This window comes from Breznakia pachnodae (assembly GCF_030814225.1).
In the GTDB taxonomy this organism is placed as follows: domain Bacteria; phylum Bacillota_I; class Bacilli_A; order Erysipelotrichales; family Erysipelotrichaceae; genus Breznakia; species Breznakia pachnodae.
The window spans coordinates 354,204-371,436 of record NZ_JAUSUR010000004.1 but is presented as its reverse complement, the minus strand read 5'-3'; the positions used below and the strand labels follow the sequence as shown (position 1 = coordinate 371,436).

The 17,233-nt window shown below is 34.0% G+C and carries 17 protein-coding genes and 2 tRNA genes; all 19 read left to right on the top strand.

All coding sequences use genetic code 11. From position 1 onward, the window contains the following. The first annotated feature begins 14 nt into the window (after nt 1–14). Nucleotides 15–713, top strand: coding sequence for an MBL fold metallo-hydrolase (locus J2S15_RS12805; protein ID WP_307408925.1), 699 nt, complete (start codon nt 15–17; stop codon nt 711–713). Between the two features lie 265 nt (nt 714–978). Then, nucleotides 979–2,796, top strand: a complete 1,818-nt coding sequence (glmS, locus tag J2S15_RS12800) for a glutamine--fructose-6-phosphate transaminase (isomerizing) (protein ID WP_307408923.1) — start codon at nt 979–981, stop codon at nt 2,794–2,796. Between the two features lie 72 nt (nt 2,797–2,868). After that, nucleotides 2,869–3,333, top strand: a complete 465-nt coding sequence (locus J2S15_RS12795) for a hypothetical protein (RefSeq protein ID WP_307408921.1) — start codon at nt 2,869–2,871, stop codon at nt 3,331–3,333. A 70-nt stretch (nt 3,334–3,403) separates the two neighbouring features. Continuing rightward, nucleotides 3,404–4,111, top strand: coding sequence for a TIGR01906 family membrane protein (locus J2S15_RS12790; protein WP_307408919.1), 708 nt, complete (start codon nt 3,404–3,406; stop codon nt 4,109–4,111). A gap of 43 nt (nt 4,112–4,154) precedes the next feature. Further along, nucleotides 4,155–5,216 carry a branched-chain amino acid aminotransferase gene (locus J2S15_RS12785; protein ID WP_307408917.1) on the top strand — a complete coding sequence of 354 codons (1,062 nt, stop codon included), beginning with the start codon at nt 4,155–4,157 and terminating at the stop codon, nt 5,214–5,216. Further along, on the top strand, nt 5,216–5,773 hold the full coding sequence (locus J2S15_RS12780; protein WP_307408915.1) for a Maf family protein: 558 nt from the start codon (nt 5,216–5,218) through the stop codon (nt 5,771–5,773). The genes J2S15_RS12785 and J2S15_RS12780 overlap by 1 nt, the downstream gene beginning before the upstream one ends. 69 nt (nt 5,774–5,842) lie before the next feature. Further along, entirely contained in the window at nt 5,843–6,604 is a 762-nt protein-coding gene (locus tag J2S15_RS12775) for an HAD-IIB family hydrolase (protein WP_307408913.1), read from the top strand. Between the two features lie 48 nt (nt 6,605–6,652). Next, entirely contained in the window at nt 6,653–7,618 is a 966-nt protein-coding gene (cdaA, locus tag J2S15_RS12770; protein WP_307408911.1) for a diadenylate cyclase CdaA, read from the top strand. Continuing rightward, entirely contained in the window at nt 7,605–8,966 is a 1,362-nt protein-coding gene (locus tag J2S15_RS12765; RefSeq protein WP_307408910.1) for a CdaR family protein, read from the top strand. The genes cdaA and J2S15_RS12765 overlap by 14 nt, the downstream gene beginning before the upstream one ends. Before the next feature lie 22 nt (nt 8,967–8,988). Continuing rightward, nucleotides 8,989–10,323 (top strand): phosphoglucosamine mutase, encoded by a 1,335-nt coding sequence (gene glmM / locus J2S15_RS12760; RefSeq protein WP_307408908.1) that lies wholly within the window; start codon nt 8,989–8,991, stop codon nt 10,321–10,323. A gap of 58 nt (nt 10,324–10,381) precedes the next feature. Further along, a complete protein-coding gene (locus tag J2S15_RS12755) occupies nt 10,382–11,038 on the top strand; it encodes a response regulator transcription factor (protein ID WP_307408906.1) in 657 nt (218 codons plus the stop codon). Continuing rightward, nucleotides 11,038–12,408 carry a HAMP domain-containing sensor histidine kinase gene (locus J2S15_RS12750; protein ID WP_307408904.1) on the top strand — a complete coding sequence of 457 codons (1,371 nt, stop codon included), beginning with the start codon at nt 11,038–11,040 and terminating at the stop codon, nt 12,406–12,408. Before J2S15_RS12755 ends, J2S15_RS12750 begins: the two co-directional genes overlap by 1 nt. Before the next feature lie 17 nt (nt 12,409–12,425). Continuing rightward, nucleotides 12,426–13,778, top strand: a complete 1,353-nt coding sequence (gene mgtE, locus J2S15_RS12745) for a magnesium transporter (RefSeq protein ID WP_307408902.1) — start codon at nt 12,426–12,428, stop codon at nt 13,776–13,778. Nucleotides 13,779–13,791: 13 nt separating this feature from the next. Further along, nucleotides 13,792–15,234: a leucine-rich repeat domain-containing protein gene (locus J2S15_RS12740; protein WP_307408900.1), complete on the top strand. Its 1,443-nt coding sequence runs from the start codon at nt 13,792–13,794 to the stop codon at nt 15,232–15,234. Between the two features lie 7 nt (nt 15,235–15,241). Beyond that, the gene (locus J2S15_RS12735; protein WP_307408898.1) at nt 15,242–15,898 is read left to right on the top strand and encodes an HAD family hydrolase; all 657 of its coding nucleotides are present in this window, start codon (nt 15,242–15,244) and stop codon (nt 15,896–15,898) included. Between the two features lie 4 nt (nt 15,899–15,902). Then, nucleotides 15,903–16,094 carry a heavy-metal-associated domain-containing protein gene (locus tag J2S15_RS12730; RefSeq protein ID WP_307408896.1) on the top strand — a complete coding sequence of 64 codons (192 nt, stop codon included), beginning with the start codon at nt 15,903–15,905 and terminating at the stop codon, nt 16,092–16,094. A gap of 94 nt (nt 16,095–16,188) precedes the next feature. Beyond that, a tRNA-Ser gene (locus tag J2S15_RS12725) sits at nt 16,189–16,279 on the top strand. Nucleotides 16,280–16,292: 13 nt separating this feature from the next. Then, nucleotides 16,293–16,366 (top strand) — tRNA-Gly (locus J2S15_RS12720). Between the two features lie 202 nt (nt 16,367–16,568). Beyond that, nucleotides 16,569–17,132, top strand: a complete 564-nt coding sequence (locus tag J2S15_RS12715) for a TetR/AcrR family transcriptional regulator (protein WP_307408894.1) — start codon at nt 16,569–16,571, stop codon at nt 17,130–17,132. Nucleotides 17,133–17,233: the final 101 nt, after the last annotated feature.

Genomic DNA, 17,233 nt, shown 5'->3' with positions numbered 1-17,233 from the left:
AGATGGAGGAACTTATGAAAATCAGTACATATAATGGATATAGTATTTACTGTATATCACTTATCAGATGCAATTGTTATTTATTAAAGAGTAAAGATAGAAGTATATTAATTGATACAGGAGTAAAAAGAGAACGAAAGAAAATTATTAGTTTTCTTAAAAAGCATCATGTTCATCAATTGGATTGTATTATCTTAACTCACTCTCATAGTAATCATGCACAGAATGCTGCATATTTTCAAAATTATTACAGGTGTCCAATTTATGCACATCGTTTAGCAATCTATCCACTGTTAGGTGGATACTGTAGTGTGCCAAAAGGTGCAAAGTTATACAGTAAATTAGTTGAGCGACTTGCAAGGTTATCTAAGAACTGGAATCAGTTTCCACCATGTTTTGATGTGCGTGATATTCAAACACTGCCATGGCGTGATTACTTTGGAATTCAAAATCCAGTATTCAATACACCAGGGCATAGTGCGGATTCCATAACTTTGGTGTTTGGTGAAATTGCCATAGTAGGTGATTCCATGACAAATGTTATTGGTGATAATGTACTGCCGCCATTTGTGGATAATAAGAAACAATTAATGTATTCTTGGTATTCATTATTGCTGTTAGATATTCAAATTTTTTATCCAGCTCATGGTACAAAGATTTCACTAGAGAAAGCTCGTTATAGTTATTTTCATCACTATAAAACAATTTATTAAACTTTGTCTATCTTTCACAAGATAGACTTTTTATTATTTATTTAGTATAATCAACACAGTTGCTGTTGCAAATCGACAGCAATGAGCGCCAGGACAGCTTAGCTGTTGACGAGGACAGTAGTAATCGAAATATTCGGCGGGTGCTACTGCGGTTATAGTGAATCGATAGAAATAACACAAAGACAAGATAATAGGTACAAAAGTTATTTCAGCACTAAGCGAACACCTTTTAAAGAGGTCTTTTAATAGTGGAGGTAAAAACTAAATGTGTGGAATTGTAGGCTATGTAGGATCTGAAAAGATCACCAATAGTGTTTTAATTGACGGCTTAAAGTCGTTGGAGTACCGTGGGTACGACTCAGCAGGAGTCGCAACCTTACAAGAAACTGGAGTAAGAATTACAAAGACAAGAGGAAAGGTTGCATCATTAGAAGATAAACTGCAACGTCATCAGATTCCTTCTTCAACTTTAGGAATTGCTCATACAAGATGGGCAACGCATGGAATACCAAGTAAAACGAATGCACACCCACATCATCATGGAGCAGTAACCTTGGTTCATAATGGAATTGTAGAGAACTATGCAGCATTAAAAGAAGAATTGATACAAGTGGGTTATGTATTTGATTCAGAAACGGATAGTGAAATAGCATCTGCATATATTGATTATATGTATAGACAACACCATAATAAGTTGGATGCATTAGTTGCTGCCAATAAAGCATTCAAAGGATCATTTGCCTTTGGAATCATCTTTTGTGATGATGAAGATACATTGTATGCAATGCGCAGAAATTCACCATTGATTGTTGCATTAAAAGATGGGGCAAGTTTTATTGCCAGTGATGTACCAGCAATCTTAAAGTATACAAAACAATATATCTTGTTAGGTCAGGATGAAATAGCAGTATTAAATAAAGATACACAACATATTTATAATTTAAATAAAGAAGAAATGGATCATGAAGTATTAACTGCAACAATGGATGCTGCCGATATTCAAAAGGGTGGATTTGAACATTTCATGTTGAAGGAAATTCATGAAGAACCTAGAGCAGTACGTGATACAATGGCTGCTTATATCAAAGATGATATTCAGGATTTGGTAAAGAACTTACCTGATTTATCTAAGTATAATGAAATTCATATTGTATCTTGTGGTTCTGCGATGTATGCAGGAATGATTGCAAAATCATTAATTGAAACCAAAGCAAGAGTAAAAGTAGATGTCGAGATTGCCAGTGAGTATCGCTATAAAGATCCAATATTAAGTAAAGATACATTAGTATTACTAGTATCGCAAAGTGGAGAAACGGCAGATACGTTAGCAGCATTATTATTAGCGAAAGAACAGGGGATTGATACCTTTGCGATTGTGAATGTAGTTGGAAGCAGTATTGCCAGAGAAGCAAAATATGTAGCTTATACACTGGCTGGACCTGAGATTGCTGTAGCAACAACCAAAGCTTATTGTACACAGGTAGCATTGTTATCATTAATTGCATTAAATCTTGCATATATTCATAATCGTATTACGCAAAAAGAAATTGATCAGATTATTGAAGAGATTCATTGTCTGCCAGATATTCTTAACGAACTACTAAAGGATGAACAGTACATTACAGCAGGAAAGATTATTTCACGTCATTCAAATGTATTCTTCTTAGGTAGAGGATTGGATTATGCATTGTCAATGGAAGGTTCTTTAAAGTTGAAAGAAATCTCCTATATTCACAGTGAAGCATATGCAGCTGGTGAACTGAAACATGGAACGATTTCTTTGATTGAAAAAGGAACGCCAGTGATTGCAATTTGTACGGATGAACGTTTGTTTGAAAAAACAATCAGTAACATCAAAGAAGTAAAAGCAAGAGGTGCAAATGTAATCTTGTTTGTTCGTGAAGGCTTGAATGTTAGTGAAGATTATTATGATTATAAAATAGAGATTCCTAAGGTAGATATGATGCTGCAGGGAATTGTTACTGTAGTTCCATTACAACTGCTTTCTTATCAGGTTGCTAACTTGAGAGGTTGTGAAATTGATCAGCCTAGAAATCTTGCGAAATCGGTAACTGTTGAATAAATTGAACCTTTTTCCTCTTTTATCAGTCTTAAAGATAGTATATATATTTAATTTATTGGAGGAGATGATGTTATGGATAACGGTTTTGGAATATTAATCCCTTTCTTTGGGGTGTCGATTGTACTAATGGTTGTATTTCTGGTTATTGGTAGTAAGACACGTAAAAAGGGAGAAAACAAGAAACAGGAAGAATTGCAGTCGAAAGCAATTTTGATTTACTATTCTGACAATTTATTTATTGATGGAGTAAAAGTTAAAATGACCGAAGGAAAACTTGATAAACAAGGAGAACGCTACATTCCAGTAGAACCTGGTAAGCGGGTAATCAAAGGAAGATTCTCTGAATATGTACAAGGAATGGTTTCTAATAAGACGTATAAAACGGATTTAATGGAATTTGAACTTGATTTGGAAAGAGGAAAAACCTATCGTTTATCAATGCAGAATGATTTGGTTGAAGATGGAGTGGTTTTCTATACACCATTGACATTTGATAATGGGAAAGAAAAGTATATTGTTTGTGAATTAGTAGCTTAAAAGTGGTTGAATAAACCACTTTTTTTACGCAACGCGTGAAGTTTGTAGTAAAATAGATGGGAGGTGAATCATGAACTATAAACTAAAAGTAGTGTTTGGCTTTATTGCCAGCCTTTTATGTATATATGCTGTATTGTTTGCAAGTATTCAATTGAATGCTTTTTCAATCAATTTTTATAAGCAACAGGACGAGAAACTTAATATTAGCGAATCAATGGATGTATCCAGTGAAGATTATATTAAGAGTATGGATGTACTTTTGGATTACTTACAGGGAAAACGCGATGATATTGATGTGGAGGTTACTTATAAAGGTGGCGAGATATCAATGTTTAATGAAAAAGAATACACACATATGATTGATGTGAGAAATCTTTATAAGAATGCTGGAATAGTTGCAGGATGTAGTGCAGTGATGGGAGTTATCTTATTTCTAATTTTATTCTTTGATAATAAACCGGAGTTCTTAGAAATCTTCACCACAAGTTACTTGCGCATGATGATGGTATCCTTAGTATTCTTATTATTTATTGTAATGTATGCAGTTGTGGACTTTGGCGATTTCTGGACCAGGTTCCATCATGTATTCTTCAGTAATGATTTATGGTTGCTTGATGCACGAACCGATTTTATGATTCGAATGTTACCAGAGGAATTATTCTTCTCAATGATCATTCGTATTGTGGGTGGATTTGCAGCAGTTTACTTTGGGCTGGCAATCTTTAGTATCTGGTATTTAAAAAAGCATAAAAAGTTATATCAAGTATTGTTTTTATAGATGAAGAGGCGTAATATTAAAAGAAAAAAAGGGGGAATTCCTAATGGATATCAAAATAACAAGAGCCAAACAATTAAAAAATAAACCAGATGAATCAAATCTGGGGTTTGGACATTACTTTACAGACCATATGTTTGTAATGGACTACACAGTTGAGCAAGGGTGGCACAATGCTCAAATCGTGCCATATGGGCCAATCCCAATGGATCCAGCAAGTATGGTATTGCACTATGCACAAGAAACCTTTGAGGGGTTAAAGGCATATCGCAATCACGATCAGATTCTAATTTTCCGTCCAGAGATGAACGCGAAAAGAATGATTGCTTCAAATGAACGTCTTTGCATGGCAGAAGTAAGCGAAGAACTGTTTGTGGAAGCAGTAGAAGCAATTGTCGATTATGAAAAAGATTGGGTTCCTTCAGCAGAAGGTACATCATTATATATAAGACCATTCTGTTTTGCGACAGAAGCAGGAGTTGGTGTACATCCAGCCAGAGCTTATAAATTTATTATTATTTTAAGTCCTGTAGGCGCATATTATCCAGAAGGTGTAAACCCTGTAAAAATATTTGTTGAAGATGAATATGTACGTGCAGTTGTTGGTGGTACTGGATTTGCAAAGTGTGGTGGAAACTATGCTGCAAGTATTGCTGCACAAGTGAAAGCAGAGAAAATGGGATACACACAAGTCTTATGGCTTGATGGAGTACACCGTAAATATGTAGAAGAAGTTGGAACGATGAATGCAATGTTTGTTATTGATGATGAAATTGTTACTGCTCCATTAGAAGGTAGTGTACTACCAGGAGTTACCAGAGATTCTTGTATTCAAATATTAAAAGACTGGGGTTATACAATCAGTGAACGTCATCTAGATATTGATGATTTAATGGAGTATGCAAAGAATGGACGCTTGAAAGAAGCCTTTGGTACAGGAACAGCTGCGGTTATTTCTCCAATTGGCGAACTTAGCTACAAAGGAAATGTTCAAATTATCAATGATTTTAAAACAGGTGAGTTAACTTGTAAACTATATGATGAATTAACAGGTATCCAGTGGGGTACTAAAGCAGACCCTTATGGATGGGTAAAGACTGTTAAATAATGAAGAAGATTATTTTAGCCAGTCAGTCACCACGGAGAAGAGAATTAATGGAAAGTGTGAATATCAACTTTACCATTGAAGTTAGTGATATTGAAGAAGTAATTGATGAATCACTTCCAGTAGAACAGGCAATTGAACAGCTTGCCTTACAGAAAGCAAGTGTAATTGCGAAACAACATAAGCAAGCTGTGGTTATTGGTGCCGATACAGTGGTATTATACGAGAATCAGATATTAGGGAAACCAAAAGATTTAGATGATGCTTATCGAATGTTGTCAATGCTAAGTGGGCATACCCATAAAGTAATTACTGGAGTGGCAATCTGTCATGAAGATAATAATGAATTATTTCATGAAGTTACTGAGGTAACCTTTTATGAGTTAAGTGATGATGAAATCAATCGTTATATTACAACTGCCAGACCATTGGATAAAGCAGGATCCTATGGAATTCAAGGGTTAGGTAAGTTATTTGTAAAAGAAATGCATGGAGATTACTGCAATGTCGTTGGTTTACCAATTGCGCAACTAAATCAAAGACTAAAGAAGTACATATAAAGTGTGCTTTTTTTCTTTTGAAAATGCATGGTTGTAGTATAATAGATAAGAAAGGCTATGGGTGACAAAATGAAAATTTTGGGTAGTGATTATGATGGTACTTTAAAAGTAGATGGTGCAGTATCATTAGTGAATATAGAAATGATTAAGAAATGGCGAGCACAGGGGAACCTGTTTGGTATTGTAACTGGGAGAAGTACAACTACAATTCGTCAGGAAATAAAAACAAAAGGATTAGATATCGACTTCTTGGTTTGTAATAATGGCGGAGTTATCTTAGATAAAAATCTGGAGATTGAACAGATGTTATTACTGGATTTCGATGCAGTAGAAAAAATCGTTGAACATATTGAAACGGTTGAATGTAATGGTTATGTTTTGAATGATGGAGTAAATCGTTCAAGAGTAGCGAAAATGAAAATAGAAGATGATTTGCATAATGCACCTTCTACAATTAGTATGGAAGAAATATTAGCGAATAAGAAAGTTGCACAGATTGTAGTAAACTTTAATGGGCAGGAAGCAGCTAATGTTTTAGCAGCTTACATAAATGAAAATTTTGGTGATAAAGCAGAAGCATTTACGAATCTGAATTGTGTTGATATTGTCCCAAAAGGTGCAAGTAAAGAAAATGGATTGCGTCATATTGCAAAACGTGAAAATGTAAGTGAAGATAACGTATATAGTATTGGTGACTCATACAATGATATTTGTATGATTGAAGCATTTCATGGTGCAACCTTAAATCATGCAATTGATGCAATCAAAGAACATAGTGAAGTAAGTGTAAAAGATGTTGCTGAGTATTTATCGTTATTGATGAGCCTTTAATTATACATATGATTTATGATATAATTAGACAGATAAAAGGAGTGCTATATGTTGAATTATCTAACACTTGACAATTTTATTTCGTTTTTAAAACTAGCACTTGATATTGGCGTTGTTGCTGTAATTATTTTTTATTGTCTTAAAATAATAAAGAATAATTCTAGAACGATTCAAATTGCGAAAGGGATTATCTTTGTATTCTTGGTAAACTGGCTGGCACAGACCCTGGAATTAAGAACCATTGAATTTATAACTACTCAGTTTTTGAACTGGGGATTTTTAGCGATATTCATTATTTTCCAACCGGAGTTACGTTCACTACTTGAAAAACTTGGACGTACGACGGTTTTTTCTAGTTTGGCGACATTAAGTGAAAACCAACGACAACATCTGGTTGAAGAGTTGGTAAAAACAGCAGTTACGCTTTCTAAAAGTAAAACTGGGGCATTGATTTCACTGGAACAGACAAATTCACTTGCTGATTACATTCGTACTGGAACGATTATGAATTCTGATGTTACATCAGAATTGTTATGTTCGATTTTTGTACCTGGAACACCATTACATGATGGAGCAGTAATTATTCAAGGTGATAAGATTGCCTGTGCAAGTGCATATTTCCCACCAACTGTAAGAGAATTTCCATCTAATTATGGAGCACGTCACCGTGCTGCAGTTGGAATCAGTGAAATTACGGATAGTGTAACAATTGTTGTTTCAGAAGAAACAGGAAATATTTCAATTGCTCAAGAAGGAAAGTTAACCCTGATGAGTGCAGAAGAGTTAAAAGTATTCTTACTTATGACAATTCACTCTTCTGATGAAGGTGAACAAAAGAAAGAACCGGTAAAAGCAGAAGCACTTCCACCAATTCAGGAAGATTCAAAAGCAGATAGAAAGAAAAGACGTGAAGCAAAAGCAAAACATAAAGAAAAGATTAAGGCGGATGCAATCGTAATGAATAAATCAAAAAAGACTCCAAAAAAAGGAGGTAAGAATGATGCTGAGAAATAGAAATAAAACTCCAAGAGACGAATCGAACAAAAAGAGTTTTGCGCAACATTCCGAATCCTTTAAACGTACATATAGTAGTGTAGAGAATGCATTTCTAAAAGGATTTCGATTTGTTTCCAATTGGATTGAGCGAATCTTATTTAATGATCGTTATGGAAAGTTAGTTGCGCTTTGTTTGGCAACTCTGATTTGTGTAATTGTCCAAAGTGGTGCAGAAGGCAATATCTTCACCAATAACTTAAAACAGGCAGTGGAACTGAAAGATGTAGCTGTTACATCTAATATTAGTTCTAACACTTATGAAGTGGAAGGATTACCAGATACAGTGAATGTAACTGTAACCGGTGATACCAGTGATGTGCAATATGTATCACAACAGCAATCCAATTACCGGGTAAGTGCAAATCTTGCAGAGCTTGGGGAAGGAACTTATGAAGTAGAACTGGAACCGGTGAACTTCTCGGATAAAGTAAATGTAACAGTGGAACCAAATGTAGTTGTGGTTACCGTAAAACGAAAAACAACAAGTAGTTTTACACTGGGTTATGAATATACGAATACGAATAAAATCGATAATATTTATACATTGTCAACGCCTGAATTATCACAGAATGATGTACTGATTCGTGCGAGTGAAGATCGAATGAATGAGATTGCATATGTGAAGGCATTGATTGATGTAAGTGACCAGAAAGCGGACTTTGAAGTATCCGCAGATATTGTTGCTTACTCACAAACTGGGGAACTACTTGATGTAGATATTATTCCTAGTCAGGTAACGGCTAAAGTAAAGGTAACATCTTATCATAAAGATGTTCCACTTGAAGTAGAGTTTACTGGTAATCTTCCAGATAATATATCAATTGAATCGTATGAACTGGATAAAAAGGAAGTAACGCTTTATGGTTCTCAGGAAGTACTTGATGAAATAAGTAAACTTACAGTGAGTGTACCACTTACTAATATCACCGAAGATATTAGTACAAAGAGTGTTACCGTACCGCTGAAGCTACCTTCAGATACATCAGTGAAAGGTGATTCAGTAACCTTAAAAGTAGATGTGAAGTTTGGTGCTGCTGAAAGTAGGACCGTAAATGATGTTCCAATAAAATTCACCAATATACCAGAAGGTATGAGTGTCAAAAATTCAGCGAACTATAAAACTAGTATCAAACTTAAGGGAATCAAAAGTATGATTGAAGGTATCAAGGCATCAGACCTTGAAGTTGTCGCAGATTTAAGTGATTGTACAGCAGATGTCTGTTCGGTACAATTAAGTGTAAAGAAAAAGAATATCTTGATACTTTACACATTAAATGATAAAACCATAGAAGTAGAACTGGAATAAAGAGACAAGGAGAAAAATTATTATGGGAAAATATTTTGGTACAGATGGAGTTAGAGGGAGAGCGAATGATAAACTGACATTGGATATGGCAGTAAAAATTGGTCAATACATCGGATACTATTTTGGAAAACAAAGAAAAGCAAAGATTGTAATTGGAAAAGATACACGTTTATCAAGTGATATGTTTGAAATGGCAATTTCTGCAGGAGCAATTAGTACAGGAGCAAATGTATACTTAATTGGTGTATGTCCTACACCATGTGTTTCATACTTAATTCAAAAAGAGAAATTTGATTGTGGAGTAATGATTAGTGCATCACACAACCCTTACTATGACAATGGAATTAAGCTATTCAACTTTGAAGGTAAAAAGATGGATGCCAACATTGAAGACTTAATTGAAGAATACATGGATGGAAACAGTACAGTAGAATTTGCCAGTGATGATCATATTGGGAAAGCAATTGATTTCTCAGATGGATTAGTGTTATATGAATCACGTCTAAAAGGAATTGTTGATTTGGATGTATCAGATATTCGTGTTGCTTTAGACTTGGCAAATGGTAGTGCAACATCTTGTGCGCTTGATATCTTCAGTGATTTGGGAATTACTACTAAGGTTATTCACTCTACACCAAATGGAGTAAATATTAACTATCACTGTGGATCAACACATCCTGAAAGTTTGCAAGAATTGGTTCGTGAAGGAAATTACGATGTAGGATTTGCATTTGATGGAGATGCAGATCGATTAATTGCAATTAATGAAGATGGTGAATTATTTGATGGAGATCATATCTTATATGTCTGTTCAAAATATTTAAGAGATAATAAAGAATTAAAAGATAATATGGTTGTTACTACGGTAATGGCAAACCTTGGATTATATAAAGCATTGGAAAAAGAAGGAATTGATTATAAACAAACAGCAGTTGGAGATAAATATGTCTTTGAAGAAATGGAAAACAATGATTACATTTTAGGTGGAGAACAATCAGGACATATTATCTTTAAAAAACATGCAATTACTGGAGATGGAATTTTAAGTGCGTTGATGTTACTTGAAGTAATGAAGAAGTACAACAAGTCATTAAAAGAGTTGAGTGAAAACTTATTTATTTATCCACAACTTTTAATTAATGTGCCAGTAAACAGCAAAGAAAAAGCACTTGAAGACGAAAGTTTAAATGCAATTGTTCAAGAAGTTGCAGATGAACTTGGGTGCGATGGTAGAATCTTGGTGAGACCAAGTGGAACCGAACCATTGGTAAGAGTTATGGTAGAAGCACAAACAGATGCTTTGTGTGAACGTCATGTTAATCGAGTGGTAGAATTTATTAAATCGAAAGGACTGTAAAAAGTCCTTTTTACTATCACATAATTTTGGTACAATAGGACTATAAGAGGTGACTCATATGAAAAAAGTAATTTGTGTAGTTGAAGATGAAAAAGATTTAAATGAACTAGTAAAACGATATTTAGAAAAAGAAGGGTACGAAGTACGCTCATATTTAACATATGATTCAGCATATGCTCATGTAAATGATGATGATGTACATCTTTGGATTTTAGATATCATGCTTGACAATAAAAGTGGGTTTGACTTGCTGGAAGAAATTCGTAGCCAGGGAAGCGAAATACCCGTTATTTTTATGAGTGCGAGAGATAAAGAATTTGACCGTATTATTGGATTAGAAAAAGGTAGTGATGATTACATCACCAAACCATTCTCACCAAAAGAATTGGTGTTACGTGTCAACAACCTTATGAAACGTGCTTATAAGGAATCAAGTAGAATTCAGATTGATGGTTATGAACTGGATGAAGTACAAAGAAAAGTATTTGAAGGAGACCATGAAATCGATCTTACAACCAAAGAGTTTGACTTGCTGATGATGTTTATTCGCAACAAGGGTATCGCTTTCTCCAGAGAGATGATTTTGGAGAATGTGTGGGAAGACAACTATTTTGGTAGTGATCGTGTTGTTGATGATACGTTAAGAAGATTACGTAAGAAATTACCGAATCTGAATATTCATACAATTTATGGGTTTGGGTACCGTTTAGGATAATGCAGAATTCTAGATTTTGGATAAAGAATTTTTCTTTGTCCCAGCAACTGATTGTATTAATCATCAGTTTTATTTCGTTCTTTGCGATTTTCTTTCTTATTTTTATAAATAATACAGTAAATCGTTATACCGAAGAACAGATGTTCAATCAGTTAAGAGAAGTACAGGATTCACTGTCCTATTACCATGAACTGAATATTGAACCCACGGATTTATCAAGTCAGGGAAATGCTTATGTCGATACGTTTTTCTTTGAATTAGATGATGAAGAAATCAGTATCATTGGTGACGAAAAAAATATCAAACAAAGTGATATTTTTGAAGACGTATATCATAACATCAGAGCATTGAAATCAATTGGTGAAGGACCAGTTGGTATGTATTATAAGAATGTAAGTATTGATTATAACTATCCAGATAAGACGTATACCTATTACAGTATTCGTTTCTTAAATGGAGATGACGATATTATTATGGTCAGTCTGTTGAATAATCAATATATGAATAACTTTAAATCAACGTTTGTAAGTATTGTAATGGATATTACAATCTTTGTGGTTGGTTTGTTCTTTGTAATTATTATGTTGTGGGTGGGTAATATTATTCGTCCATTAAATCAGATTCGTAATTATATTGAAAAAGTGAAGCTTGGAAAAGATGCCAAGTTAAATGTTCATCGTCGAGATGAGATTGGTGAAGTTGCATCCGCACTGGTAAGTATGCGTGATGAACTTGCTCGACAGGAAAAAACAAAGGAAGAAATGATTCATAATATATCACATGACTTAAAGACTCCGATTGCAACAATTAAGTCTTATGGAGAAAGTATCAAAGATGGTATTTATCCTTATGACACATTGGAGAAGAGTGTTGATGTCATTATTGATAATGCGAACCGTTTGGAAAAGAAGGTTCACAGTTTATTGTTTATGAATCGTGTGGAATATATTCTAAGTCAGGATAATGAAGATGTTATGTGTGATATGAAAGATGTTGTATCTACAGTTGTTTTAAACTCTAAGGTAATTCGTCCGGAGATTGAAATTGAAACAAACTTGAAGACTTCATTATTTAGAGGTACGGAGGAAGCATGGCGCGTATGTGTTGAGAATATTTTAGAGAATGCACTTCGTTATGCGAAAACGCAAATCGTTATTACACTGGATGATGATCAGTTGTGTATTTATAACGATGGACCACAGATTGATGAAGAACGTCTGAAGACGTTATTTAAACCTTATGAAAAAGGCGAGGGTGGACAGTTTGGGTTAGGACTATCAATTGTAAGTAAAGTTGTACAAGCGAGTCATTATCAGATTGTGGCGGAAAATGTAGAAACAGACGGTGTTATCTTCAAGATTATGAAGTAACCCGGGGAGGAGCAGTTATGGAAAATAGAAATGTAACAGTAGAACAGTTGAAAGACCTGATTCATCACAAGAATGTACAAGAGTTACGTCGAATGTTTAATGACTATAACATTGTAGATATGAGTGAATTAGTAGACCAACTGGATATGAATGAAGCATTGTTCATATTTAAGACATTAAAAAAGAATGTCACGAGTGAAATATTTTCCTATTTGCCCCATGATAAACAAGAAGATTTAATACAGTCATTTACTGGACCAGAGATTCAGGAAATGCTGGATAATTTATACAGTGATGATATCGTTGATTTTATGGAAGAAATGCCAGCAAATATTGTGAAGCGTGTGCTTCAGAATATTAAGCCAGCAAGACGTGCTGAAATCAACAAGTTATTAAACTATCGAGAAGACTCGTGTGGATCGATTATGAATACAAACTATATTACTTTAAAACGTAATGAGACAGTATTGCAGTCGATTGAGCGACTTCGTCGACTAAAGAATATTGATCGTGCCTTGGGTTATGCGTATATCACGGATACCAAGCGAGAACTGATTGGTTCGATTTCATTAAAGCAGTTATTGTATTTGAATGATGATGACAAGATTGAAGATACGATGGATACGGATTTGGTGTATGTGCATACGAATGATGAGCAGGAAAAAGCTGCACAGTTAGTTCAAAAGTATGATATATCAACAATTCCTGTTATCAACGATGAAGGTAAACTGGCTGGAGCCATTACCTATGATGACATTATTGATGTAATTCATGAAGAAGCAACCGAAGATATCCATAAGATGAGTGGGGTACAACCGACGGATGAACCATATCTGGAAACTGGTGTACTTAGTATGTATAAACACCGTATTGTCTGGTTGTTGGTATTGATGATTGGTGCAACCTTTACTGGAAATATCCTAATGATATTTGAAGAAAAGTTAAGTACAGTAGCTTATCTGACGGTGTTTGTACCAATGTTAATGGATGCAGCAGGAAATGCTGGTAATCAATCCAGTACGATGATTACTCGTGCGTTGGCGTTGGGTGAACTGAAAATAAATGATATCTTTAAGGTATGGTTTAAAGAGTTTCGTGTAGCAATTCTGTGTGGTGTTACCATGGGAGTTGTGAACTTCTTTAGAGTACTAATATTTATGGGAATGGTTGATATTGAAACATCAATTGTAATTTCGGTTACTGTAATGTGTACCGTAATGGTAGCAAAACTAATTGGATGTACATTACCAATGATTGCTGTAAAACTAGGATTTGATCCAGCTGTAATGGCAGGACCGCTTATTACAACATTAGTCGATGTTGTCGCATTATTGATTTATTTGGGATTAGCAAGTTTCTTCTTGTTATAAAGGAGGTCTTAATATGATAAAGGATGAAAATTTAAGATTGTGCATATTATCGACATTAGGAAAGGGTGAAGAAGAACCATTAACTTCACAGGATATGATATCGCTTGAAGAACTCAATTGTAAGAGTAGAGATATTGAGTCAATTGATGGTTTAGAAGATTGTATCAATCTAAGAAAAGTGGATTTATCTTCCAATCGAATTGAAGATATTTCACCATTAGAAGGTTTGGAGCACATAGAAGAATTAAACTTATCAAGAAATGCATTACAGAGTATTGAACCAATTTCTGATTATGTAAATCTGAGATACTTAAACTTATCTCATAATGAAGTATTTCCATTAGATTTGAAATACTTAAAAGATTTGGATAATCTGGAAGAGTTAAATATCAATCGTACATTTATTTCGCACATTGATAAGTTGGATAAATTAGAAAAACTACGTATCTTACATGGTGGGGTTCGTAGTGAAGGATTTGATCTGCATGTATTTGAAGATTTGGTTCAGTTAGAAGAATTACATCTGCCATACTTATGGATGTATGATATTTCGATGATTGGAAATTTAAAGAATCTGAGAGTATTGGATTTATCAGGTAACTTGTTTAGTGATGCAACAGTATTAAATGAATTCACTAAACTGGAAGTACTGGATTTATCAAATAATCACTACTTACATGATTTGAATTTCTTATCAAGTTTACCAAACCTAAAGAAATTGAATCTATCATTCTGTAATGTTCCATACATTGAAATGTTGGAACAGGTACCAGAGTTGGAGGAACTACACTTGGCATATTGCCAGGTAGAAGATTTTTCATCTTTACAACATTTAAATAAGATGAAAGTATTAGACTTAGGATATAATCGAGTTGTGAATCCAGAAGTATTGAGTGGAATGAAGGATTTGGTAAAGCTTAAACTAAATCAGACATTAATTAAATCAATTGAGTTTATTAGAAACTTTAAAGATTTAGAAGAATGTAATCTTCACAACAATATGATTTCTGATTTAACTCCTTTACAGGATTGTACAAAGTTAGTGAAGTTAAATGTCAGCAACAACCGGATTGGTGATATCAGAGCACTATCAACACTGACAAACCTAACTACATTAAATTTGGCAAATAACCAGATTTATAAAGTAGATGCGTTAAAGGAAATGGATCATTTAACTGATTTAGATTTATATAATAATGTTATTACGAATATATCTTCACTTTCTAACTTGGTTAATCTAACAAGACTTCGTTTGGATCACAATGGTGTCAGTGAACTGGAACCAGTTATGAATCTTACAAAGCTAACAAGTTTAACTTTGAAAGCCAATTATATTATTGATTTAGAACCACTTCTAAATCTAAGCGAACTATATGAACTGCGTCTGGATGATAATCCAATTGCAGATATGAATTCACTAGAGAAAATGAAATACTACGATAAATTTACATATTAGGAGACTTATGAAGAAAAAAGCAATTATATTTGATATGGATGGGGTAATCATAGATACGGAAACGTATTATATGCAATTAATGAGAAAAAACTTTGAAGAATTAAACATTGCTTATACGGAAGAACTGATTCATTCTTTTGTTGGTTCTAACGACAATGTAATCACACAGAAGCTAGATGAACTAGTTCAGCCACAGATGAGTGGTACAGCGTTCTTGGAGCGTGTAAACGACTCTTTGGAGCTGACAAAAGAAGTATACATGGCACTTAAGAAGGAAGGGTTGTATGAAACCCTAACTCACTTTAAAAGTAGAGGCTATAAGTTAGGACTTGCTTCTTCAAGTCCTAAAGATTTGATATTGAAAACTTTAGAACTGCTAGAAGTTGATATGTTCTTTGATGAGATATCAAGTGGTGAAGAATACGATGAAAGTAAACCACATCCTGAGATTTATATTCACACAATGGAAAAACTAGGTGTTAGTAAAGATGAGTGTGTGGTAGTAGAAGATTCTAAGTTTGGAATTGAAGCAGGTAAAGCAGCCGGGATTTATGTAGTTGCAATAAGAGATGTAGAATTTGGGATAAATCAGGAAGAAGCGGATATTATTGTTGATGGCTTAGAAGATGTCATCAAAGTAGTAGATGATTTAGAAAGGAAATAATAAAATGAAACATATCTTAATTATAAAAAACATGGACTGTGATCATTGTGTAGAAAAGATTTCAGAAGCACTTACTGATGCAGGAATTGAGTTTGATATTAACTTAGAACAAAAGACAGTCGGGATTCTTGGACGGGGTGATGCAGTTGCATCAGCTACCAGAATAATTACTGGATTAGGATATCAGATAGCATAAGGTAGGACTCCTACCTTTTTGCTTTTTGTAAGTAAATTGGTGCTTGTCAAAAGTGCTGTGCTATGGTATTATAATATGGCAATATGCAACTTGTGGAGTAGTACTCAAGCGGCTGAAGAGGTGCCCCTGCTAAGGGTATAGGTCGGGAAACTGGCGCGAGAGTTCAAATCTCTCCTACTCCGCCATTTTTTTATTTAAGCGAGCGTAGTTTAATGGTAGAACACGACCTTGCCAAGGTCGATACGGGAGTTCGATTCTCCTCGCTCGCTCCATTTAGAAAATAGTCGAACTAGTTAGGAAACTAGTTCTTTTTTATTTAATTAGAAGAAAAATTCAAATTTATTTGATTATTTAGAATAGCTATGCTATTATCAATTTGTAGAGTACACACTCTATAGATTGATTCTTTCTCTGTTGACATAAGAATAAATGATATCTATCATTAATTATGAATTATTCTGTTTTGGAGGACTTATGGAAAATAGAGATAAAATATTAGATGCTGCATTATTGTTGTTTACAAGCAATGGGTTGCAGAAAACTACAACAGCAAAGATTACAGAAGAGGCAGATGTATCCAATGGTACATTTTTCTATTACTTTAAAACGAAAGATGACTTAATTATTTCTCTGTATAAAAGAGAAATTGAATCTTTTCGAAGCTCAATTTCTGAAAAATTATCAGATTTATCTGGAGATGAGGAAAGTGTAAAAATGCTGTGGTTTACAAGTGTTAACTGGTTTTTAAAGAATAAAGCAAGTTTTGCATTTTTCAATATGTATAGCACTTCTCCAGATTTAAATTATCTAAGAGAAAAAGAACCAGCAGCAGCTTTTGCTTTTGTTGGTAAAGTATTTAAACAACTTATTGAAAATGATTTATTTGAGGATATTCCCAGTGAATTGATATTAAGCAGTTTTTATGGTTCTATTATTTCTATATTTGATTACTGTGTTTTAACGAAAGATGACAACAGTAAATATAAGGAAGTAAGTTTTGATATTTGGTGGAGATCAATCTCTAAAAAAGTATCATAAGACAATAAAATCCGATAAGGTTAGATTGTAACAAGATATTGGCAAGACTAACTAATCACATGTGTGATTAGTTTTCTTGTCTTTTTTTATATGTAGAGAAA